This is a genomic window from Pandoraea cepalis (assembly GCF_902459665.1).
Taxonomy (GTDB): Bacteria; Pseudomonadota; Gammaproteobacteria; order Burkholderiales; family Burkholderiaceae; genus Pandoraea; species Pandoraea cepalis.
This window is the reverse complement of the sequence record NZ_CABPSL010000002.1, coordinates 45971-67034: the sequence shown is the minus strand read 5'-3', so window position 1 is coordinate 67034 and position 21064 is coordinate 45971. Positions and strand designations below refer to the sequence as shown.

Genomic DNA, 21064 nt, shown 5'->3' with positions numbered 1-21064 from the left:
GATACAGGGCAGCGGTCGCGGCTACGACGCCACATCCCCTCGCGCAAGCGCCGGCGGCGTCACCAGACCATACAGTGGCGTGACCTGTCCCTGCGCCAGCCCCTTCGCCACCGCCTTCAGATTGATCGAACCCGGCGCACCGATCAGCGCGTAGCCGATCTGTCCCTTGCGCCACGTCACCACGCCCATCCGGTCGATCTTCTGCTCCGCCACGTCCTGATCCGGACGCGGGTCGCGCACCACGCACAGGGCGACGGGGTCGCCCGTCTCCGGCAGGTACACCATCTGCACCAGCGTTCGATCCTGCCAGCGCAGGCGTTGCACGCCCTTGAACGTCAGCCCCTGTGCACGCAGGTCGGGAACGCTGATATCGAGCTTGTCGTCGTGCCGAATATCGCTGACGGTGCGTGCGATGTCGCCATCGTCCACCCGTACGGACGCGATCGTGTCGCGCACATAGAGCTGCTGGTATTCGGCGGCCGCGCGCACCCACGTCGTGCCTTGCGGCGACTTCGGCGGCGCCGTTACCGAAGCCGTCATGAGTCCCCCGCCCCCCGCGCCCAAGCGGTTCAGCGCGCCCGGCAACCACGGCAAGGTGATGGCGGTGACCGCTACGCCAGCGGCAAATGCAGCGAGCAGCCACCCCGCGCGCACGCGGCGGGCGGCGGGCGCATCGTTCGCCGCGGGCGGACCAAGGGATGCATCGACGGATACGGACGCGACGGGCGACGCCGAGCTCAACGGCTTCGTGGCATCGGCACCGTCTTGCGGCGTCGGCGTCTGCCGCTGCGCATGCGCACGCAGCAATGCATCGAGATGGGCGCTCAGGCTGGCAGGCACGGGCGGGATCACTTGTGCGGCGAACGTCTCCCGATACGGCAGGCGCGACGCGCGCAACGCCTCGACCGCGTCGGCCAATTCGGGCGACGCGCCGATGGCCGCTTCGACCTCGGCCCGCTCGGCAGCGGGAAGTGTGTCGTCGACGTACGCGAGCAGGCGGATATCGTCTTCGTTCATCACGCATCCTCCTCACGTGCGCCGGCGTCAGGGCCGACGTTGTCGGCACGGCGGGGTTGCCCCCTGGATGGACGGAACTGGTCGCCGACGGTTCGGCGTGCGCGAGACAAGCGGCTCATGACCGTACCGATGGGCACGTCGAGCACCAGCGCGGCCTCCTGGTAGCTCAGCCCTTCGACGGCGACGAGCAGCACCACGAGCCGCTGCGCTTCGGGCAGACGGTCGACGGCGCCGAACACCTGGTGGTAACTGGCCAGGTCTTCGGGCGTGGACGCCTGAAGATCGGGAATCGCCTCGACGTCGGCATCGTCCCAGGCCAGGCTGCCGCGCGAGCGGACACGACGCGCACGGATCTCGTTGATCCACGTGGTGTGCACGATGCGGTACATCCAGCTCAACGCCGAGGTGCCCGGCTGCCACTGATGCACGCGCTCAAGCGCGTGCAGGCAGGCACGTTGCACGAGATCCTCGGCATCGTGGCGATCGCCCGTAATGCGCAGGGCGAACGCCCAGAGGCGCGGCAGCAAGCCAGGGAGCAAGCTGGGCAAATCCTGACCGGTCATCGGCAAATGTCCTGGCGGAGGGTGCCTGGCGTCAAGCCAGTCCGAAGCAGCGCCGGCGACGACCGCCGACGCTTGCCGCGAAATTATACTGAGCCGCCGCGACTTTGCACTACGTCGCGTGGCCGGCCAGACCGCCAACACCCTGCACTCCCCGTCGGATCTGCGTGCGCTCCCGCTCAGGGCTTGACCACGTGCCACACGTCCTTGAAGCCGTTGCCCTTCATGTCGCCCTGGGCGGTGTCCTTCGAGAAGCGATACATCGGCTTGCCCTTGTAAGCCCATTGCATCGTGCCGTCGTCGCGCGTCACGACGGTGTAATCGCCCTCGGCCTTCGCTCCGGGCGCGGCCATCACGGGCGGCCAGGCATCGGCGCACGGGCCGTTACAGGTGCTCTTGCCGCTGCCGGCCACATCTTTGTCGAACGTGTAGACGGTACGGTTCTGGCTATCGACCATCATGCCGCCCATCGCCTTGAGCGGGGCTTCGGCATGGGCAGCGGCAGCGGCGAACAGGCCGGCGGCCGCCACGAGTGCGGTGAGAACGGAGGACATCGATTGACGTTGGTTCATGACATTGGCTCCTGAATGAAATGTCGGGGACGACACTCTCAGAACGTCCGGTCGCGACGCTTTATTCCGTCCGATGTCAGCGATTTTTTTGTGCGCCGCAATGCAGCGCGGAGCGAAGGAGAGAACAGCGGGGGACGGCAATGCCATGGCAGCGGAAGCGGCAAGTGCCGCACATCCCCCCGGACCCTCCCAAGGCGACGGCGGCACCCCTGCGACCTACTCGCCCTTCGGCGCTTCCTTGACGCGGCTCACGAGCTGCGTCGGACTCACGAATTGCAGCGCGATGAGCACCCACAACAGCGTGATCGCCATGTAGATCATGGCCATGGCGTCGATCGACTGCGGCGCCCGCACACCGGTCGAGAACACCGCGTAGTACAGCGCGACGACGAGCGTCTGCGTGTCGGGACCCGCCGTGAAGAACGTCAGCTCGAACATGCCGATGGTGCGTACGAGCACCAGCAACCCGGCCGCGAGAATCCCCGGCACCAGCAGCGGCAGCAACACGTAGCGGAAATACTTCAGCGTGTCGGCCCCGAAGATGCGCGCGGCGGCTTCGAGATTCGGATCGATCTGCTCGATGAACGGCGTCATCACGAGAATCACGAACGGCAGCGACGGCACGAGGTTCGCGAGAATCACCCCCGCGAGCGTGCCCCCCAGCCCGACTTTGTAGAGCACCGTCGCCATCGGGATGCCGTAGGTGACCGGCGGCACCATCAACGGCAGCAGGAACACCAGCATCGCGAGCTTCTTGCCGGGGAACTGCGCACGCGCCAGCGCATACGCCGCAGGCACGCCCAGCGCAATCGACAGCAGCACGACCGCACCCACGACCTCCATGGTGACCCACAACACATCGGCAAGCTGGAAATCGCGCCATGCCTGTGCGTACCAATGCAGCGTGAAGCCTTGCGGCAGCGGCGTGCCAAACCAGCGGGTGGCCAGCGAGTTCATCGTGACGGTGGCGATCATCAACCCCACGTTCACGAGGAAGAAGATCATCGCGCCCCACACCAGCACACGCCACAGACGCGAGCCCGGTCCTTCACGGCGCATCTTGCGTCGGGTCGTGGGGGCAGCCGCCAGCGAACTCACGGGCGAAGGCGTGGTCATGAAATCTCCGTTTTGCGCGGCCAGGGTTCCGGCCAAATGCTTGTTGGTGGCGCTCATCCCTTGCCTCCCGTGGTCGGACCGCTATAGAAGGCCCGGCGCGCGCCGAGCATCCCTGCCACGATCAGCAACTGCACGAAGCCCATCACGATCGCCACGCACGACGCCAGCGAGTAGTCGTAGCTCTCGAACGCGGCTTCATACGCTGCGATCGACACCACGCGTGTGGCCCCGGCCGGCACTCCGAGCAGCACCGCCGACGGGAACACCGAGAACGCCTGCACGAACGACAGGCACGCCGCCATCGTCAATCCCGGCACCAGCAGCGGCAAATAGATCAGCCGGAACTGTTGCCACGGCCCGGCGCCAAGCGTGCCGGCCGCACGCGCGAGCGTCGGATCGATACCCGTTACGTACGACAGAATCAGCAGGAACGCGAACGGGAAACCGGAAATCACCAGCGAGATCAACACGCCCCAATAGTTGTGCGTCAGGCGGACTTCGTCGCTGTAGAGATGCAGCGCATGCAATGCCTGCGGGAACCAGCCGTTCGGTCCATAGTACGTCAGCATGCCGTCGGCGATCAGCACCGTGCCGAGCGTGACGGGCACAACGAGCAGCATCGTCACGAACTTCGACGCACGCGTGCTCTTGCGCAGCGCGAACGCCGCCGGAATCGACGCGCCGACGTTGATCAACGTGGCCGGCACGGCGAGCTTAAGCGTGATGAGCACCGTCGGCCACAGCGTCGGGTCGGTGAAGAACTTCACGTAGTTCGCGAAGACGCCGCCCTCCATCGGCTGGAAGGACAGGAACAGGCCGTAGGCGAACGGGTACACGAACATCGCGAGCAGGCACACGAGCGCCGGGGCCACGAGCCAGCCACGGCCGTCGAAGCGCGCGGCCGGCGTGAGCGACGGGGAGGACGCGGCGGCACTCATGCGCGCTCTCCGGCGTAGACGAGCGTGCGCTCGACCGGCACGCAAAGTGGCACGCGCTCACCCACGGCATAGTCGCCGGGCAGGCGCGCATACAACGGACCAAAGGGCGACGCCACCCGCAACAACGAATCTCGGCCACCGTATTCGACGGTCTCCACGACCGTATCGAACGCGTTGTCATTGGCGGCCTGTGCACGCTCGAAATCGTCGGGACGAATCGCCACGCTGACCTTGCCCTCGCTGCCGGGCGACTCCATGAGCACGCCGTCGAACGACGCACCACCGCTCGACACACGGGCGCGATCGCCCTGCGCCGACGTGATCGACACGTCGAACACGTTGCGATAGCCCATGAAGCGCGCCACATGCAGATTGCGCGGACGGCAATAAACATCGCGCGGCACACCGATCTGCTGCACGACGCCTTCCTTCATCACCACGATGCGATCGGCCATCGAGAGCGCTTCGTCCTGATCGTGCGTCACGTAGATCGTGGCGCGGTCGAGTTCGCCGTGAATGCGGCGAATCTCGGCGCGCATCTCGATGCGCAACTTCGCATCGAGGTTCGAGAGCGGCTCGTCCATCAGCACGACGGGCGGCTCGATCACGATGGCGCGAGCGATGGCCACGCGCTGCTGCTGCCCGCCGGAGAGCTGGCCCGGCAGCTTGCGCTCGTGCCCCACGAGCTGCACGAGTTGCAAGGCCGCACGGGCCCGCTTCTCGATCTCCGCACGCGGCATGCCGCGCATGCGCAGGCCGAAGCCCACGTTATCGAGCACGCTCATGTGCGGAAACAGCGCGTAGTTCTGAAAGACCATGCCGAAGCCGCGCTTCTCGCTTGGCAGCACGTCAATACGCTCGTCGTCCAGCCAGATGGCGCCGCCGGTCAGCGGCGTCAGTCCGGCAATACAGTTGAGCGCGGTGGATTTACCGCATCCCGACGGCCCCAGCAGCGCGATGAATTCGCCGCGCTCGATGGTCAGGTCCAGGCCGTTCAAGGCGGCCACGGACTGACCTTCCGCGTTGGTGAAAGCGCGCGCAACGTTGTCGAGGCGCAGGTGTTGAAAGTTGTGCTTCATGGACGACTCCGATCACTCCGGTCACTTCGATTTGCGCGCGCCGATCTCGGCATCCCATTTCTGGAATGCGGCGACCATTGCGGTCGCATCGAGCGGCACGGCATGCGGGAAGTCGGCGATGAGCTTCGCGTATTCCGCACGGCCATACTTCGCAATCACTTCCTGGCTCTTCGCCGGCGCGGCGGACAACGGCACATCCTTCACGGCGGGGCCCGGGTAGAAGTAGCCGTCGTCGTAGGCGAGCGCCTGTTGCGCAGGCTCGAGCATGAAGTTGATCAGCTTGAGAATGACTTCCATCTTCTCTTTGGCAACGCCCTTGGGCACGACGATGTAATGCGCATCATTGACCCACGTGAACTTGTCGAAGGCCTGCACCTTGAAGCTTGCCGGCACGATGCCCAAGGCGCGCGGGTTGATGTCCCAACCCGTCATGGTCACGGTCATGTCGCGACTGCCCTCACCCAGTTCCTTCATCACCGCCGACGTGCCGCCCGGGTAATAGGGAATGCACGAGTCGAGTTCCTTCAGGAACGCCCACGTCTTGTCCCAGCCCTTGATCGGATCGTGCGGGTCCTTGTCGCCCAGCAGATACGGCAACCCCATGAGGAATGCGCGGCCCGGGCCCGAGTTGGCCGGACGTGCATAAATCAGCTTTCCCGGATTGGCCTTGCACCACGAGAGCAGCTCGGCGGCTGTCTTCGGCGGATGACTGACCTTGGCCGGGTTGTATTCAATGAGTGGTCCTCCCGGGCTATACGTCACGGTAATACCGTAGCCCTTTGAGAGTTCCTGCATCGCGCGCACGTTAGGCGAGTACTTGTCGAGTACGCCCGGCAGCTTGGCGCTGTCGTCAGGCAGCAGACGCTGCCAGAGGTTTTGCTGAATACCGGCGGCAAGCGCATCGGTACCGGTGAGCACGATGTCGATGTCGGAACGCCCCGCCGCTTGCATGGCCTTGATCTTGCCGGGCAGTTGTGGAGCGGGCGCGTTGGTAAACGTGATCTTGGAAACAAGATCCGGGTACTTGTCGCGGAAGGCCTCGAAGCCCTTCTGCGTGAGGGCGAGGTTACCCGCCACGTCGACAATGTTCAGCGCGACCGGCGCAGCGGTTGCGGTACTCGCGATGCTTCCCAATACGGTCGCACATGCCAGTGCGCCAAGCGTGCGTTGCCAGAATCCTCTGCGGCTGAAGGTCATGCTGTCTCCTCTTCGTGTTGAATTTCTCGTAAGTCATCATATGACTTGAAAGGTGAATTTGCAATCAGGAGACACGTCAGAACATCTCAGAGATTTCCCTAAGAGATTCCTATTCGATTGATTATTTGTCGAAATTCCGGGGATTTTAGTGGGATATTTCGATACACATCAGGGATTTCACCGATAGAGAGACGTCCCATCCGTCACCTAAATTACGGCCAGTCATACGATGACGTAAAAGTAGTCCACAAAACGCAATTTGCGTTTCCGTCCCTTGCCCTGCTCCTCCTGGAGCCGGAGGATGAGTCGCTGTGAAAATTCACCGCATCACGATCACCCCCATCGCTTTTCGCGACCCACCGTTGCTTAACGCGGCCGGCATTCACGAGCCGTATGCGCTGCGTTCGATCATCGAGATCGAGACCGATAACGGTCACGTGGGCCTCGGCGAAACGTACGGCGACGCGCCGGTCCTGGCGTTGCTTGACAGCACCCGAGCGCACCTGATCGGCATGGATCCGTTCGACACCAACGGCTTGCGCGCGCGCGTCGCGGCGGTAGTGCGTCAGGGCGTGCGCGGTGAGCGCGTGGAATACGAACTCGCGCCGGGCACCGATCCGCGCAAGGACGCCGAGAAGATCTACGCCGCGTTCGAGGTGCCTTTCCTCGATCTGCAGGCGCGTCATCTGGGTATTCCGCTGGTCGAACTGCTCGGCGGCGCAGTCCGCCCCGAGGTGCCTTACAGCGCGTATCTGTTCTTCAAGTACGCGCAGCACATCGACATGCCGGCGACCGGTTATCCGCTCGACCCTTGGGGGGAAACGCTCAACGCCGAACAACTCGTTGCCCAGGCACGCACGATGATCGACGCCCACGGCTTCGGCAGCATCAAGCTCAAGGCCGGGGTGCTCGAACCGTCGGAAGAGGTGAAGTGCATCAAGGCGCTCAAGCGCGCCTTTCCGGACAAGCCGTTGCGCATCGATCCGAATGGCAACTGGTCGCTCGCCACTGCGATCGCAATGGGCCGCGAACTCGCCGGCGATCTCGAGTACTACGAAGATCCGACGCCCACGCTGGAAGGCATGGCGGAACTGCATCGCGCCACGGGCATGCCGCTCGCCACGAACATGGTCGTGACCGACCTGCGGCAGTTCCGCGAGAACGTGCGACTGAATGGTGCGCAGATCATCCTTTCCGACCATCACTACTGGGGCGGATTGCGCGACACCCAACTGCTCGCGCGCATGTGCGAGACGTTCGATCTCGGACTGTCGATGCATTCCAACTCCCACCTCGGCATCAGCTTGATGGCCATGACGCATCTGGCCGCCAGCGTGCCGCGCCTGTCGTACGCCTGCGATACGCATTACCCGTGGCAAGCGCCGGATGAGGAAGTCGTGCGCGGCGGCAAGATCGCCATTCGCAATGGCGCAGTCGCCGTGACGCGGGCCCCTGGGCTGGGTCTCGAGATCGATCAGGACCAGTTGGCCAAGTTGCACGAGCAGTTTCTGCGTTGCGGCGTGCGCACTCGCAACGACGCCATCCAGATGCGCAAATACCAACCCGACTGGAGCGGCAGAGCCCCCCGCTTTTAGTCCCCCGTGAGCATGCAACAACGTTTCAAGCGAAGTCCAAGAAAACACACCACAAAAGGAGAAGTCGTGAGACATTCGAAATTGTTTGCCGGGCTTGTATTGGCCGGGCTCGCCGCTGGCGCCGTCCCGGCGTTTGCGCAGTCGAGCGTAACGCTGTATGGCATCGTCGACGATGCCATGACGTACAGCAGCAACCAGAACGGCAAGTCGAACACCTATCTGCGCAGCGGCAATCTGGCGGGGAGTCGCTGGGGCCTGCGCGGCACCGAGGATCTGGGCGGTGGCACCAAGGCCTTGTTTCAGTTGGAAAACGGGTTCGACCTCAACAATGGCACACTCGGCGCGTCCGGTTCGATGTTCAATCGTCAAGCCTTCGTCGGCCTGAAGAACGATCGGCTCGGCACGGTTACCCTCGGCCGTCAGTACACGCCGTACTACCTGATGGTCGGCACCATCGGCCCGACGACCTACGTGACGGGCGCGACCGGCGCACACCCGGGCGATATCGACGGTCTCGACACCACCATCCGCATCAACAACTCGGTGACCTACACGTCGCCGGTGATGTGGGGCGTGACGGCCAGCCTGCAATACGGCTTTGGCGGACAGGCCGGTGCGTTCAGCAAGGGCAACACTTACTCCGGCGCGCTGCGCTACGACGGTGGCCCGCTCTCGCTGGCCGCCGGCTACCTGCGCCTGAACAACGTGGGCGGCAGCGGGGCGACGTGGAATGGTGCGTCGACCGGCACGCCGGGCACGTCCTCCCTCAACCAGGGCTATGTCACTGCCGATGTGCTGCAACACATCGCCGTGGCCGGTATTTACACGATCGGCAGCGTGACGCTGGGCGCGACTTACAGCAACGTGCAGTACAAGCCGGGCGCGGCGTCGCTCTTCCATGACACCGCCATCTTCAATACCGCGGGCGTGCATGCGTCGTGGGTCGTGTCGCCGCAGTGGCGTCTGGCGGCGGCGTACAGCTACACGGCGGCCTCGAAGGCGAACGGCATCACCGATGCCGCCACCTATCATCAGGTCTCGCTTGCGCAAGTGTATTCGCTCTCGAAGCGCACCTCGCTGTACGCGCTCGAAGCCTGGCAGCACGCCAACGGCAAGTCGCTCTCGGCCAATGCGGCGAGCATCATCAATGCCGGCCCGGCGGTTGGCGACTCGCAGAACAGCACGCCGTCGGCGACGAGTTCGCAGGTGGTCGGCATGCTGGGGATCCGCGTCGATTTCTGACGCGGGTTCGTCCGTAGGAAAGCTGTCCGGGCTGGCGCCGTGCGCGTGCCGGCCCAGGCAGTCATGAGTGGTCGCGAGAAGTCGCACGAGGTGGTACTTTCGGCCGCCAATGCCTGATACCGATTAGGGGGTGGCGTTGGCGGTCGATTCTTATCGGTTGTCGTATGTATGCGACCGACGATAAGGTAAACTGGGGGCGTTCTGTCGTCACCCATTACTCCAACCAACGCCATGTCCATGACCAGCCCGTTGCCCGCACGTCCTCGCCGCAAGTCTCGCAGCCTCACGGAAGAGGTGGTGAGCGCCTTGTCCGAGCAGATCCGCAGCGGGACGTTCCGCCCGGGCGACAAGCTGCCGACCGAGTCGGCCATCATGGAAAGCCTGGGCGTGAGCCGCACCGTGGTCCGCGAAGCGATCTCGCGACTGCAAGCCGCGCAACTGGTGGAAACGCGCCACGGCATCGGCACCTTCGTGCTCGAAGCGCCGCGCGAGAATTCATTGCAGGTCGACACCAACCGCATCCTCACAATGCTCGACGTGATGGCGATTCTGGAGCTGCGAATTTCACTGGAAACGGAAGCGGCCGGGCTGGCGGCGAATCGCCGTACCGACACACAGCTCAAGCTGATGCGTCAGGCGCTGGACGACTTCGAGATGCACGTGCGCCAACGCACGGGCAATGCGGTGACGGCCGACGTCGCGTTCCATCTGCAAGTGGCCAACGCTACCGGCAACCGCTATTTCCACGACATTCTCGAGCAGCTCGGCAACACGATCATTCCACGTACGCGCGTGAATTCCGCCGAGCTCGCCGACGACGACCAGGTGTCGTATCTCAATCGCGTGAATCGCGAGCACGAAGACATCTACAACGCCATTGCGCGACACGATCCGGAAGCGGCGCGCGCGGCCATGCGCACGCACCTCACCAACAGCCGCGAGCGTCTGCGTCGCGCGCAGGAATCGGCCGGTCCGCAAGCGTAATGCCGCAGCCCGGCACGCGGGCACGGCGCCTTTGACAGTCGACGTTCGACGGCCGGTTGTGTTTCGCGGTCCTGCCTGCCGGTAGCCCCGCTACTTTCCGTCGGGGCCGTCGATCACGCGCGGCTTGCCGAATACCGGCAGCCCCCAGCCGAAACGAAGTGACGCGAGACGCAGTGCGACGCAGGCAAACGTGGCAAACCACGGCGTCCACCAGTCCGTCCATCCCGCATAGAAGAAACCGACTTGCACGCCCGCGCCGACAAGCGCCGCCGAGGCATAAATTTCCCGGTCCAGAATGGATGGCACGCGCGATAGCAGCACGTCGCGCATGACGCCGCCACCGACCGCGCTCACGATCCCCAGCAGAATCGCCAGTTCGGCGCTGTGAGTGAAGGCCAGTGCCTTCTGCGCGCCCGAGACCGCAAACAGGCCGAGCCCGATCGCGTCGAAGAAGAGCACTGGCTGGTGCATCCGGCGAACCGGCGCGTAGGCGGCAATTACCACGACGGATGCCAGCAACGACACCGCTAGATAGCGCCAGTTCGAGAGTCCGGTGGGCGGAATCGCGCCGATACAGACATCGCGGATGATGCCGCCGCCGCAAGCCACCATGAACGAAACCGCCGCAATGCCGAAGAGGTCGAGTCGCCGTTGACGCGCCGCGACCGCGCCGCTGAGCGCGAAGGCGAAGGTGCCGATCAGGTCGAGAACGAGATAGACCGTGTGGGAATTCATGCCGCTGCGTCGTGTTGGGCGAGCCACACGCCGGCGGCGCACAGCATGGCCTCCAACCCGGTGCGCAGCGTTGGCTCGATCACTGGTGCGAATTTCGGCGAATGATTGCTCGGAATCTCGTTGATCCGCTTCGCCGCCACGGCGCGCCGGAACACCTCGGGATCGGTGCCGCCGACGAACCAGAAGGCATACGGCACCTTCCATTCACGGCCGAACACGCTGAAGTCCTCGCTGGCCGCTGCGGGCTGCGTTTCATAAACGCGCTCGCCGAAATGGGCTTCGAAGGCGGCAAGCAGGCGCGCGTGGGTCGCGGCATCGTTGACCGTAAGCGGGTAGCTCGACAGCGTTGTGAACTCCGGATCGTGCGGGGCGTTCGAGGCGGCGCACTCCGCACAGCAGATACGACGGATCGCACCGAGCATGTACTCGCGCACATCTTCGTCGAATGTGCGCACATTGAGCTTGAGCGTGGCGTCGTCGGGGATGATGTTTTCTTTCGTTCCCGCCTGCAGGGCGCCGACGGTCAACACCGCACTGTCGCGTGGCGAAATTTCGCGCGACACGATCGTCTGCAGGCGCAGCGTCGTGGACGCCGCCATGATGACCGGATCGATCGACGTCTGGGGCTGCGACCCATGCGAGCCACGGCCGAACAGCTTGACCTTGAGGCTGTCGCCGGCGGAGAGAATCGTGCCGCTTCGATAGCCCACCGTGCCCGCCGCGCCGACCATCACGTGCTGGCCGAGAATCACGTCGGGCTTCGGAAAGCGCTGCGTCATCCCATCGTCCATCATGCTGCGCGCGCCGCGGGCGACTTCTTCTCCGGGCTGGAAAACGGCCATCAGGGTGCCGTGCCAGGCGTCGCGATGTTCGGCCATCAGTCGCGCGACGCCCATCAGCCAGGTCACGTGCATATCGTGACCGCACGAGTGTGCGACACCGACCTCGACGCCGTCTTCATCCTTCGCGCTCACCGTGCTGGCATAGGGCAGTCCGGTGGCTTCGGCCATCGGCAACGCGTCCATGTCGGCACGCAGCATCACCGTCGGCCCGGCGCCGTTGCGCAGCACGGCCACCACTCCGGTCACGCCCACGTTGCGCGCGACTTCATAGCCGAGCTTCTCGACGTAGTCCGCCACGATCCGTGCGGTGCGGACTTCCTGCATCGACAGTTCCGGATGCTGGTGAAGGTCCTTGTAGATCGCCTCGAGTTCCGGCAGTAGGCCGTCGATCGCGCCCGTCATCGTTTCGATCAGTGTCGACATGGTTGCCTTCCTGGGTTGCCGGCGTTCGCCAGCGCAGCCGGCGGGCTCGCAAGCCGATGTTCGGTTTCGGCTTCGAGTGCGGGTTTTCATTGTAGAGAAGAGTTCGGGCGCTTTCCAGCCGGCACGCTCGGACACGTCGTTCCGCGGTTGCCCCCCTTGGCAGGGCGACGACGCACAGCAGCAGTCGCTCCGGCGGCAGGGCAATCCCAACAATTGTAATAGCCGAAAACGTGCCTGCCAGCTAACCTGCAGGTGGTTTACCCTGTGGGAGGGCAGGTCCAGCCCCCCACTCGATTCCGCCGCCCCTCGGAAATGTTCGATGTCAGCCAACCCGCGAACGAAGGTACTGCAACAGATCCCACGAAGCGTGTGGATACTCGGTTTCGTCAGTCTGTTCATGGACATTTCATCCGAGATCATCCACAGCCTCCTGCCGATGTTTCTGATGGCAAGTCTCGGCGCGAGCGCGACGACGATTGGCCTGATCGAAGGGATCGCCGAAGCCACGGCCCCAATCGTGAAAGTGTTTTCCGGAACGCTCAGCGATTATTTGCGTAATCGCAAGTGGCTTGCGGTCTTGGGATACGGTCTCGGTGCGATCAGCAAACCGTTGTTCGCCATCGCGCCCACGATCGGGGTTGTCGTGACCGCGCGCGTGCTCGATCGTGTTGGCAAGGGTGTACGCGGTGCCCCACGCGACGCGCTGGTGGCCGACGTTACGCCACCCCACCTGCGCGGCGCGGCGTTCGGCTTGCGACAGGCACTGGACACGGTGGGCGCGTTCCTGGGGCCGTTGCTGGCGGTTGTCATCATGCTCGCAGGATCGGACAACTTTCGGCTGGCCTTCTGGCTGGCCATGATCCCCGGCGTGATCGCCGTGGCGCTGCTCACGCTGGGCATTGAAGAACCCGCTCACGACCGCGGGGCCAAGCGGGTCAACCCGATTCGCTGGGAGAACGCAAAACGCCTCGGACGCGACTATTGGTGGGTCGTCGGCGTGGGGGGCGTATTTGCGCTGGCGCGATTCAGCGAAGCATTCCTGGTGCTGCGGGCCATGGACAGCGGCGTGCCTGTCGCATGGGTGCCGCTGGTGATGGTGGCAATGAACGCCGTCTATGCGCTGTCGGCCTATCCCTTCGGAAAGCTCGCCGACCAGATGAGCCACACCCGATTGCTCATCGCGGGCCTTGTGATGTTGTTCGCGTCCGACATCGTGCTCGCGCACGGCAACCATTGGACGGTACTGCTCGTCGGTGTCGCCCTTTGGGGATTGCATATGGGCATGACCCAGGGGCTGCTTGCCACGATGGTCGCCCAGACGGCGCCGGCCCAATTGCGGGGGACGGCCTTTGGTGTTTTCAACCTGGTGAGCGGCATCGTCACGCTCGGGTCGAGCGTCATTGCCGGCATGCTGTGGGATCGGGTCGGCGCCATGGCGACGTTTTACGCAGGCGCCATTTTTTGCGTGCTGACAGTGCTGATGCTGTTGTCACGACGCGCCACCGCACGCCCCTCCATCGGTTGACGCAATGGCGGGGGGGCAAAGCGACGTTGCTGGCCGATGCTGGTCGGTCCGCACCGCCCGCCCGTCGCTTGCGCCCCCCCCACGTAAGTTCATGCGACGCGCATCCTGGCCGAGATCCGAGAGATGGAGGATGCGGTATCGTCGAGCCGTTCAGTGCCGCGAGGCCTGTTGCGCGTCAACGCGCCCATGGGGTTCGGGCGCACCGTGATTGCGCCGCTCCTTTCCGAATTCGCCAAGCGGCACCCCCACGTGGAAGTGCAATTGGACGTGACGGATCGGCCGGTGGATCTCGTGGAGAGCGGGCGACTGCGCGCGGTACTCCCCGAACACGTTCCGCCGGATGCCGATTTGTTCGTCTACTACCCGAACAAACTGAATCAGTCGGCACGCGCACGCGCGTTCATTGATTTTCTCGTTGAACGCTTTGGTCACCACGCGCTCAGGTAGTCGCGCGCCTCGGCGCGGCGGCATGAGTGTTGCGCGAAACTGCCGGCGAGTGAGCCGTTCAACAACGAAGGGCCAACTTCACCGAGGCAAATTCTTCTACACGGTTTTGAAGCTTCCTCGATATTGCTGAGGCGTGACGTTGAGTCGCCGCTGAAACGCGCTGCGCATATGGTCGGGACTGGTAAAACCACAGTCGAAAGCGATGGTCTTGAGGGCCGCGTCGGTGGATTCCAGAAGTTTGCGAGCTTGATCCAGGCGAACCCCTTCCACGAATTCATGCGGGGTTACGCTCAGTTCACTCACGAAGAGCCGCGCAATACTACGCGGGCTTACACCGCCGATATCAGCGAGCCGCTCAACCGGGAACGCCTCGCGGATATGTTCCATTACGTAGGTTTGCACCCTGCCCAGCGGGGTTTCCGGGTCACGGGCCGAAATCAGCAGGGGGCTGAACTGAGATTGGCCTCCCTGGCGCTGCGCGATAACAACGAGCGCCTTGGCGCATGCGAGAGAAAGCGCAGGTCCGTGATCTTCACCCACCAGAGAGAGGCTGAGGTCAATGCCGGCCGTCACGCCGGCGGAGGTCACCAAGCGATCGTCACGAGAATAGATCCGGTCATGCTCCACCCGCGCTGCAGGGAACTGCGTTGCGAGCTGCTCCGAACAAATCCAATGCGTCGTGACGGTTCGGTCATCGAGCAGTCCGGCATGGCCTAGCGCAAAAGCGCCCGTGCAAATCGAGCCATATCGCTGGGCCGCGACACCCCATCGCCTCAGCCATGCCGACAAGGCATCGTCGGGTGGACTTGCGGGAAGGTGCGGGCCGCCTGCCACCAGCACCGTGTCAAAAGCGCGGTCTGCCTGATCGAAGCTCAGATCAGCCATCATCCACATTCCGTTGGAACTGCGCAGGCGCTGGGTGCTGCTTGCCACCAGAACGCATTGGTAATGGTCCTGTTCCGGCAAGAAGCCATTGGCTGCCGTGAAGACATCAAGCGGGCCGGCTACGTCAAGCGCTTGAACGCCGTCGAATATGACGACCGCAACTTCTCTCTTTGCCATCGGTACCCGTGTCCTCGCGCCAAGAATGATCCGTTTTTCGGACGCCAATTCGCCCGAAACGCCGCTGGCAGTTTATCACTCACGCTTGGCAGTTTTCCGCAGGCCAATGCGATTGCCGCCAAACCGGATTGTCGCGATGATGATTGAACCGGCTGCAAGGTCCTCATCGGGCACCCGCCAAACCCTGCATTCATCCGATACCCGCCAAGTTCGCTACCTACGGAGAACCATCTTGACCCACCATCATCATGCAACGCCGGCCATCAATGGCATTGCCATTCCCGACAGCGCCTTGGCCCGGGCGATCACCGATTTTGTGCGCGATACCGAGACCGAGCTGCTGTTCAACCATTCGAGCCGGGTCTATTTCTTCGGCGCCCTCGCCGGGCAGCAACGCGGACTGACCTTCAATCCGGAGCTGCTTTACGCGGCGACGATGTTCCACGATGTCGGTCTGATGCCGTCGCACAGCAGCGCCGACCTGCGCTTCGAAGTGGATGGGGCGAACGCCGCCCGCGACTTCCTGCAAAGCTACAAGCTCGACCCCGCCGACATTGAAAAGGTGTGGACCGGCATTGCGCTGCACACCACGCCGGGCGTACCCGAATTCATGCATCCGGTGATCGCCCTTACCACCGCAGGCGTTGAGATGGACGTGCTGGGCCTGACCTATGACCGCTATCCCGAGGACATCCGTGAGGCCGTGGTCGCCGCCTTTCCACGCACCCCCGCCTTCAAGGAAGACATCATCCAGGCCTTCTACGACGGCATCAAGCATAAGCCCGACACCACATTCGGCAACGTCAAGGCAGATGTGATCGCCGACAAGGCGCCGCATTTCCATCGCGGGAATTTCTGCTCCGTCATCCGCTGCTCACACTGGCACGGCTAAGCCTCTTCCCCCAAACCATTTATTCAAGGAGAAATACGATGACTGTCTCTGTATCCAACTCGATCTCTAACGTAATCCTCGTTCACGGCGCCTGGGCTGATGGCTCCAGCTGGGCCAAGATCATCCCTCTGCTGGCCGCCAAGGGCATGGCCGTGACTGCCGTCCAGCTTCCGCTCACCAGTTTCGAGGCCGATGTCGCGGCGGTTGGCCGTGCCATCGCGCTGGCGCAGGGCGATGTGGTTCTGGTGGGTCACAGCTATGCGGGCGCGGTGATCGGGCAGGCAGGCAACGATCCCAAGGTCAAACGGCTCGTGTACATCGACGCCTTTGCGCCGGATGCGGGCGAATCAGCCGGCTCGCTCTTCGCCCAGTTCGAAGCCGCCCCGCTCAACGACGAAATCAGGCCCGACGCGCAAGGGTTCCTGTCGCTCACCGCCAAAGGCGTCGCCACCCTGTTCGCACAGGACCTCGCCCCCGCCGAGCAGACAGTCGTCCATGCCACGCAAGGCCCGATCAACGGCGCGGCGCTCGGCGGCACGCTGACACAGGCCGCATGGCGCAGTCGTCCCACCTTCTACCTGATTGGCGAAGACGATCAGGCCATCCTGCGCGTGGATCAGGAACGCATGGCCGCGCGCATGAATGCAACGGTCAAGCGTGTTGCTTCCAGCCATGTGCCGATGTTGTCGCATCCCGTTGTCGTCGCTGACTTCATCCTTCAGGCCGCCGCCTGAGATCACCACAGCCGCAATATCCTCACTGCCAGCCTGTTTCAGGAGCCGTTTCATGAACACCCTTTCGGACACCGTCCAACTACATGTCGAGGATCTCGGGATAACCGCTCCGGTGCTCGTGTTCCTGCATTACTGGGGCGGGTCGTCGCGCACGTGGCGGCATGTCACCCAGCGCCTCAGGCCCGCTTTTCGCACCATCGCGCTCGATCAGCGCGGCTGGGGCCAGTCGGACAAACCATCCAGCGGTTATACGCTCGCGACGCTGGCCGACGATGCCCAACGGCTGATCGAAAGCCTCGGCCTCGACCATTACCTCTTGGTCGGGCATTCGATGGGGGGCAAAGTCGCGCAACTGCTGGCATCGCGCCACCCGGCAGGATTGGCGGGACTGGTGCTGGTAGCACCATCGCCGCCATCGCCGATGCGCGTGCCGCTTGCCGTCAGGCAAGACATGGTCAGCGCCTACGATAGCCGGGAAAGCATCCTGGCCACCGTCCGGCACGTGCTGGCCGCCAGTCCGCTTCAGCCGGACGATCTGGAAACCGTCGTGCAGGACAGCCTGCGCGGAGCGCCCGCAGCCAAAGTGGCGTGGCCGCTGGCCGCCAGCCAGGAAGACATCAGCGCGCAAGCCGCACTGATTCGCGTTCCCACACTCGTCATTTCAGGCGAAAAAGATCAGGTCGATCCCCCTGCCGTGTTGCGGCAGGAGTTGATGACGCGCATACCGCACGCCACTTTGCATATTTTGTCGGGCATCGGCCATCTCTCGCCCCTGGAAGCACCGGGCGACCTGTCAGACCTGATCCGGGACTTTGCCACGCCGTTAGCAGCTGCAACGCCCGCACTGATCGAGCCTGCGGAAGCGCCTCCTGCCGAGCGCAACATGATCGCGGGCACCACGCAACGCTTCGCACCGCATCGCAGCGATGACGAAGACTTCGCCACGACACCATAAACCGCATGCCACCGTCTACTTGCCTATCCAAGGATTACGTCATGTTTCAGACCCAGATCATTACCATTCCGATCTTGCCTTTCGGTATGGTCAACGCCCATCTCATCCGCAGCGAGGCCGGTTGTGTACTCATTGACACCGGCATTCCCGGATCGGAGCTCAAGATCGGCAAGGTGCTCGCCGAACACGGCCTGACGTTTCGCGACATCAAGTTGATCGTTGTCACGCATGCGCATACCGATCACGCCGGCAGCGCGGCACGTGTGCGCGCATTGTCGGGCGCGCCCATTCTGGCGCATCAGAATGACGCGGATTTTTACAGCCGCAAGGAGCCGATGACCTATTGCACGACGAGTTGGGTCGGCAAGCTGTTTCTCAAGACGCCAGTTCCGCATGAACCATACGACGGCTTTGTCCCGGACATCATGATGACCAACGGCCACACGGTGAACCTGCTCGACTTCGGGGTTGATGGCATCGTGCGGCATACGGGCGGCCATACGCCCGGCTCGATTGCCGTGGAGTTGTCGTCCCAGGACATGATGGTTGGCGACCTGATCGCCTCAGGCATCCTTATCGGTGGCGTGACTCGAAAGGGGCGAGCCATTCGACCGCCGTTCGAAGATGATCCCGCCACGGTGTCGCGTGAACTGATTCGGATGGTGCAGAGCGGCGGCAAGCGGTTCCACATGGGTCACGGTGGGCCTTTGGAGGTTCGCGAGGTGCTGCGCCATGCCCAAGCGCTTGCGAAGCTGGCGGGCAATCCGTGCGTGTCTGGCCAATGCAAACACCTGCATCACTAGCCCGTTCCAGCATCGGCAATGCGTGCTCGTCAAAAATGCGCTCACGCAAAACAGTTTCGGGACGGTCATGTCTTTCATCGATTTCCGATGCCTGGGATCGTTCTCAGAATATTAATGCGGCAATTCTCAACGGACCATGATGCTGACATGGGTGAGCCGCGCAACGCTATGAACGAGCGGCACTTGACAGCGCACCAGCATCTGCATGGACGCGCCGTATCAACGGCGGAAAAAGAAAAAGCCCTGACAAGTCAGGGCTTTTGAATTTTGGAGGCGGGAGTCGGAATCGAACCGGCGTACACGGCTTTGCAGGCCGCTGCATGACCACTCTGCCATCCCGCCATTGGGATATGCCGCATTGTAACCGCTCGCTGTTGCCATCGAGGGCGCCCTTCGGATCGATCGCCGCGGGCTTTTCGGCAAATAAAAAGGGAAGCCAGGCTTCCCTCTGGATTTGGAGCGGGAAACGAGACGTGTACTAGGACAGTAAGTCGTTGTTTCCCAAACACTTTCTTCGTTGGGCTGGCCAGCGAAGACCTCAATTGTAGCCTTGTTTTTCGTCCTCGGCAACAAATTCGTCCAAAGAGTTCCACAGACGTCCAAAGAGCTGCACTCAGTACACCAGACCCACGATCGGTACATCGTCGTAGGCGACTGCCTCGAACTCATCATCCACGCCCGGTTGTCTGCCCCGCATCCATCATCGCGAAGACGATCAGGCAGATGGTTCTGGTGATGGCACAGGTCGGATTCCACCTGGGAACGCCTGCACCACAACTCACAGGCGACCTTCTGCTCAAGCTCCTTTGAAAGAACGCGCACGCTGGCCACCGCGTTTCCGCACACGATTCTTTGTCGATATATCAGGATGACGGGGCAAGCATGACAGATGCGGGTTTGCTGCGTCCGGCTGGACATTCGACGACGATTGCGGCCCCCTCACGCCTCCTGAGACCGCTGGCATATCAGGTCATACCTAGACGGTTTTGCAGAAACCGTAACTTCTCACGACCCTGATAGCGTGAGCGTCACTGTCGAGCCTACGTCCCGATGCTCGACCTTCTAATCGATGAATTTTTGCACATCGAGCACACGACGACTACCAGTTGCGCGAACTGGTGAGAAGTATTCAAACCACATGACGAAGCGGCCTTAGGTGCCCACTTCCTGCACAGACGACAGGCCGACCATGAGGTCGGTGACAAAGGAGTCGGTCATGTAGTTCTTCTCCTGGAAGGAGACGGAGCATGCACGAGAACAAGAATGATGCACCAACATCAAAGGTGTTCTATCGCCCGATCGAAGCGTCCATCCGCTGGGCCGGGCTGCTGCGATACGAGCAGGTGATCCTGGCTTCGATTTCGTCGCCAAGGCGCCTGCCGCAGTCGTTGGACTGCCCACGTTGTGCCGAGCTGAGGCTTTGCACCGAACGTATCTTCGACGGCATCCTCAATGGAGAACTGCCCTTCGGGCAGAACGGCATCACGACGCGCGATTCCACGCTGATCGACTCCCCTGATCTGACGGTGCGTCACGTCGATCTGAAGCGCTGGATGCGACAACACTATCCCGAGCAACGACCGGGCTTCCTCTTCTCCCGAAGCGAGCGCATCGCCCATCCCTTCATCTCGCTGGAAACTGGGCAGGCGATGCTAGTCGAGCGCCTGGCCCTGAAGTCCACCTTGGACCAGTACAAACGCCAACTGCATGAGTTGCAGGAAAAGCACGGGGCGCTTCTCAAGCAGATGGCGCCCTCTGCTGGCGCACAGTGCCTGATCAGTGATCGCGCCGAAGCCACCTACCTGAACATTATCGGCAGCATGCTGGACCTGATGCTCGGCCAGTCGCCTTCGGGCGTGCCGTACTCCAGCTTCAAGACTCAGGAGGCGGTGGTTAGTGCATTGGTCGCCCATCACAGCGGCGCAATGGGGATCGCGGAGCGGACGCTAAACGGCAAGTTCGCCACGGCCAGACGCCGGCTGCGTAGCGCGACAGTCTGAGGTTTTCCATCTTGTATGTGCAATCGCGGAGATTGCATTTGCAATGTCTTTTCCCATCCATGTCTATTGAATGGAGGTCACGCCAACAAACGCCACTGAGCGTTCAGGAGTGACCGCCATGTCGCAAACACCTGCACTGCCCGCAAGCGAGCGCCGCATCCTGCGGCTTGATGAAGTCGAAACCAAGTCGGGTTTCAAACGCGCCCACATCTACAACCTGATGCGCAAAGGCCTGTTCCCGAAGGCGCTGCGCCTGGGCGTGCGCGCGGTCGGCTGGGACTCCATCGAGATCGATCAGTGGATCGCCGAGCGCGTCAACAACCGGGCCTGACCCGTTCTCCAGCGG

At 62.9% G+C, this 21064-nt stretch carries 20 protein-coding genes, 1 tRNA gene and 1 pseudogene; 11 read left to right on the top strand and 11 right to left on the bottom strand.

Annotated features, from left to right (window positions below):
* Positions 1 to 21: 21 nt before the first annotated feature.
* The 7 genes from PCE31106_RS04745 to PCE31106_RS04715 form a co-directional block, all read right to left on the bottom strand.
* Positions 22 to 1017, bottom strand: coding sequence for an anti-sigma factor (locus PCE31106_RS04745; RefSeq protein ID WP_174974961.1), 996 nt, complete (start codon positions 1015 to 1017; stop codon positions 22 to 24).
* A complete protein-coding gene (locus PCE31106_RS04740) occupies positions 1017 to 1580 on the bottom strand; it encodes an RNA polymerase sigma factor (protein ID WP_150562561.1) in 564 nt (187 codons plus the stop codon). Before PCE31106_RS04740 ends, PCE31106_RS04745 begins: the two co-directional genes overlap by 1 nt.
* Before the next feature lie 176 nt (positions 1581 to 1756).
* Positions 1757 to 2149, bottom strand: a complete 393-nt coding sequence (locus PCE31106_RS04735) for a COG4315 family predicted lipoprotein (protein WP_017232542.1) — start codon at positions 2147 to 2149, stop codon at positions 1757 to 1759.
* A gap of 216 nt (positions 2150 to 2365) precedes the next feature.
* Entirely contained in the window at positions 2366 to 3208 is an 843-nt protein-coding gene (locus tag PCE31106_RS04730; RefSeq protein WP_254440928.1) for an ABC transporter permease, read from the bottom strand.
* Positions 3209 to 3318: 110 nt separating this feature from the next.
* On the bottom strand, positions 3319 to 4203 hold the full coding sequence (locus tag PCE31106_RS04725) for an ABC transporter permease (RefSeq protein ID WP_150562559.1): 885 nt from the start codon (positions 4201 to 4203) through the stop codon (positions 3319 to 3321).
* Positions 4200 to 5282, bottom strand: coding sequence for an ABC transporter ATP-binding protein (locus tag PCE31106_RS04720; RefSeq protein ID WP_017232539.1), 1083 nt, complete (start codon positions 5280 to 5282; stop codon positions 4200 to 4202). The genes PCE31106_RS04725 and PCE31106_RS04720 overlap by 4 nt, the downstream gene beginning before the upstream one ends.
* A 21-nt stretch (positions 5283 to 5303) precedes the next feature.
* On the bottom strand, positions 5304 to 6479 hold the full coding sequence (locus PCE31106_RS04715; protein WP_017232538.1) for an ABC transporter substrate-binding protein: 1176 nt from the start codon (positions 6477 to 6479) through the stop codon (positions 5304 to 5306).
* Between the two features lie 311 nt (positions 6480 to 6790).
* Here PCE31106_RS04715 and PCE31106_RS04710 point away from each other — a divergent pair, with 311 nt between their 5' ends.
* The 3 genes from PCE31106_RS04710 (at position 6791) to PCE31106_RS04700 (ending at position 10300) form a co-directional block, all read left to right on the top strand.
* The gene (locus tag PCE31106_RS04710; protein ID WP_150562558.1) at positions 6791 to 8074 is read left to right on the top strand and encodes a glucarate dehydratase family protein; all 1284 of its coding nucleotides are present in this window, start codon (positions 6791 to 6793) and stop codon (positions 8072 to 8074) included.
* A gap of 66 nt (positions 8075 to 8140) precedes the next feature.
* Positions 8141 to 9316, top strand: a complete 1176-nt coding sequence (locus PCE31106_RS04705; protein WP_254440915.1) for a porin — start codon at positions 8141 to 8143, stop codon at positions 9314 to 9316.
* Between the two features lie 237 nt (positions 9317 to 9553).
* A complete protein-coding gene (locus tag PCE31106_RS04700) occupies positions 9554 to 10300 on the top strand; it encodes a FadR/GntR family transcriptional regulator (protein ID WP_017232535.1) in 747 nt (248 codons plus the stop codon).
* A 90-nt stretch (positions 10301 to 10390) separates the two neighbouring features.
* Here PCE31106_RS04700 and PCE31106_RS04695 read toward each other — a convergent pair whose 3' ends face one another.
* Positions 10391 to 11035, bottom strand: a complete 645-nt coding sequence (locus tag PCE31106_RS04695) for a trimeric intracellular cation channel family protein (protein WP_017232534.1) — start codon at positions 11033 to 11035, stop codon at positions 10391 to 10393.
* Positions 11032 to 12300: a M20 family metallopeptidase gene (locus PCE31106_RS04690; RefSeq protein WP_150562556.1), complete on the bottom strand. Its 1269-nt coding sequence runs from the start codon at positions 12298 to 12300 to the stop codon at positions 11032 to 11034. Before PCE31106_RS04690 ends, PCE31106_RS04695 begins: the two co-directional genes overlap by 4 nt.
* A 319-nt stretch (positions 12301 to 12619) precedes the next feature.
* On the opposite strand from PCE31106_RS04690, the gene PCE31106_RS04685 reads away from it, so the two are divergent.
* Together PCE31106_RS04685 and PCE31106_RS04680 are read left to right on the top strand one after the other, a co-directional pair.
* Positions 12620 to 13825 carry an MFS transporter gene (locus PCE31106_RS04685; protein WP_150562555.1) on the top strand — a complete coding sequence of 402 codons (1206 nt, stop codon included), beginning with the start codon at positions 12620 to 12622 and terminating at the stop codon, positions 13823 to 13825.
* 90 nt (positions 13826 to 13915) lie between these two features.
* Positions 13916 to 14272 (top strand): annotated as a pseudogene (locus PCE31106_RS04680) (LysR substrate-binding domain-containing protein); the annotation flags it as partial.
* Positions 14273 to 14368: 96 nt separating this feature from the next.
* Here the strand turns inward: PCE31106_RS04680 and PCE31106_RS04675 are convergent.
* A complete protein-coding gene (locus tag PCE31106_RS04675) occupies positions 14369 to 15334 on the bottom strand; it encodes a GlxA family transcriptional regulator (RefSeq protein WP_150562553.1) in 966 nt (321 codons plus the stop codon).
* 232 nt (positions 15335 to 15566) lie between these two features.
* Between PCE31106_RS04675 and PCE31106_RS04670 the strand changes: the two genes are divergently transcribed.
* Genes PCE31106_RS04670 through PCE31106_RS04655 form a run of 4 tightly spaced genes read left to right on the top strand, consistent with a single transcriptional unit; the run spans position 15567 to position 18718 of the window.
* Complete coding sequence (locus PCE31106_RS04670) at positions 15567 to 16226, top strand: HD domain-containing protein (protein WP_150562724.1); 660 nt, start codon at positions 15567 to 15569, stop codon at positions 16224 to 16226.
* A gap of 38 nt (positions 16227 to 16264) precedes the next feature.
* Positions 16265 to 16960, top strand: a complete 696-nt coding sequence (locus PCE31106_RS04665; RefSeq protein ID WP_017232527.1) for an alpha/beta fold hydrolase — start codon at positions 16265 to 16267, stop codon at positions 16958 to 16960.
* 52 nt (positions 16961 to 17012) lie between these two features.
* Entirely contained in the window at positions 17013 to 17915 is a 903-nt protein-coding gene (locus PCE31106_RS04660) for an alpha/beta fold hydrolase (protein WP_150562552.1), read from the top strand.
* 41 nt (positions 17916 to 17956) lie between these two features.
* Positions 17957 to 18718, top strand: coding sequence for an MBL fold metallo-hydrolase (locus PCE31106_RS04655; RefSeq protein WP_150562551.1), 762 nt, complete (start codon positions 17957 to 17959; stop codon positions 18716 to 18718).
* A gap of 268 nt (positions 18719 to 18986) precedes the next feature.
* Here the strand turns inward: PCE31106_RS04655 and PCE31106_RS04650 are convergent.
* Positions 18987 to 19060 (bottom strand) — tRNA-Cys (locus PCE31106_RS04650).
* Between the two features lie 905 nt (positions 19061 to 19965).
* Between PCE31106_RS04650 and PCE31106_RS04645 the strand changes: the two genes are divergently transcribed.
* Positions 19966 to 20718, top strand: coding sequence for a hypothetical protein (locus PCE31106_RS04645; protein WP_033972340.1), 753 nt, complete (start codon positions 19966 to 19968; stop codon positions 20716 to 20718).
* A gap of 118 nt (positions 20719 to 20836) precedes the next feature.
* The gene (locus PCE31106_RS04640; protein WP_009459729.1) at positions 20837 to 21049 is read left to right on the top strand and encodes an AlpA family transcriptional regulator; all 213 of its coding nucleotides are present in this window, start codon (positions 20837 to 20839) and stop codon (positions 21047 to 21049) included.
* Positions 21050 to 21064 lie beyond the last annotated feature (15 nt).

Excerpts from the sequence above, each read along its gene's own strand:
- PCE31106_RS04745 (WP_174974961.1), bottom strand. The coding sequence starts at position 1,017 with ATGAACGAAGACGATATCCGCCTGCTCGCGTACGTCGACGACACACTT.
- PCE31106_RS04730 (WP_254440928.1), bottom strand. The coding sequence starts at position 3,208 with ATGCGCCGTGAAGGACCGGGCTCGCGTCTGTGGCGTGTGCTGGTGTGG.
- PCE31106_RS04690 (WP_150562556.1), bottom strand. The coding sequence starts at position 12,300 with ATGTCGACACTGATCGAAACGATGACGGGCGCGATCGACGGCCTACTG.
- PCE31106_RS04740 (WP_150562561.1), bottom strand. The coding sequence starts at position 1,580 with ATGACCGGTCAGGATTTGCCCAGCTTGCTCCCTGGCTTGCTGCCGCGC.
- PCE31106_RS04655 (WP_150562551.1), top strand. The coding sequence starts at position 17,957 with ATGTTTCAGACCCAGATCATTACCATTCCGATCTTGCCTTTCGGTATG.
- PCE31106_RS04720 (WP_017232539.1), bottom strand. The coding sequence starts at position 5,282 with ATGAAGCACAACTTTCAACACCTGCGCCTCGACAACGTTGCGCGCGCT.
- PCE31106_RS04660 (WP_150562552.1), top strand. The coding sequence starts at position 17,013 with ATGAACACCCTTTCGGACACCGTCCAACTACATGTCGAGGATCTCGGG.
- PCE31106_RS04665 (WP_017232527.1), top strand. The coding sequence starts at position 16,265 with ATGACTGTCTCTGTATCCAACTCGATCTCTAACGTAATCCTCGTTCAC.
- PCE31106_RS04695 (WP_017232534.1), bottom strand. The coding sequence starts at position 11,035 with ATGAATTCCCACACGGTCTATCTCGTTCTCGACCTGATCGGCACCTTC.
- PCE31106_RS04700 (WP_017232535.1), top strand. The coding sequence starts at position 9,554 with ATGACCAGCCCGTTGCCCGCACGTCCTCGCCGCAAGTCTCGCAGCCTC.
- PCE31106_RS04715 (WP_017232538.1), bottom strand. The coding sequence starts at position 6,479 with ATGACCTTCAGCCGCAGAGGATTCTGGCAACGCACGCTTGGCGCACTG.
- PCE31106_RS04640 (WP_009459729.1), top strand. The coding sequence starts at position 20,837 with ATGTCGCAAACACCTGCACTGCCCGCAAGCGAGCGCCGCATCCTGCGG.
- PCE31106_RS04675 (WP_150562553.1), bottom strand. The coding sequence starts at position 15,334 with ATGGCAAAGAGAGAAGTTGCGGTCGTCATATTCGACGGCGTTCAAGCG.
- PCE31106_RS04735 (WP_017232542.1), bottom strand. The coding sequence starts at position 2,149 with ATGAACCAACGTCAATCGATGTCCTCCGTTCTCACCGCACTCGTGGCG.
- PCE31106_RS04685 (WP_150562555.1), top strand. The coding sequence starts at position 12,620 with ATGTCAGCCAACCCGCGAACGAAGGTACTGCAACAGATCCCACGAAGC.
- PCE31106_RS04645 (WP_033972340.1), top strand. The coding sequence starts at position 19,966 with ATGCACGAGAACAAGAATGATGCACCAACATCAAAGGTGTTCTATCGC.
- PCE31106_RS04725 (WP_150562559.1), bottom strand. The coding sequence starts at position 4,203 with ATGAGTGCCGCCGCGTCCTCCCCGTCGCTCACGCCGGCCGCGCGCTTC.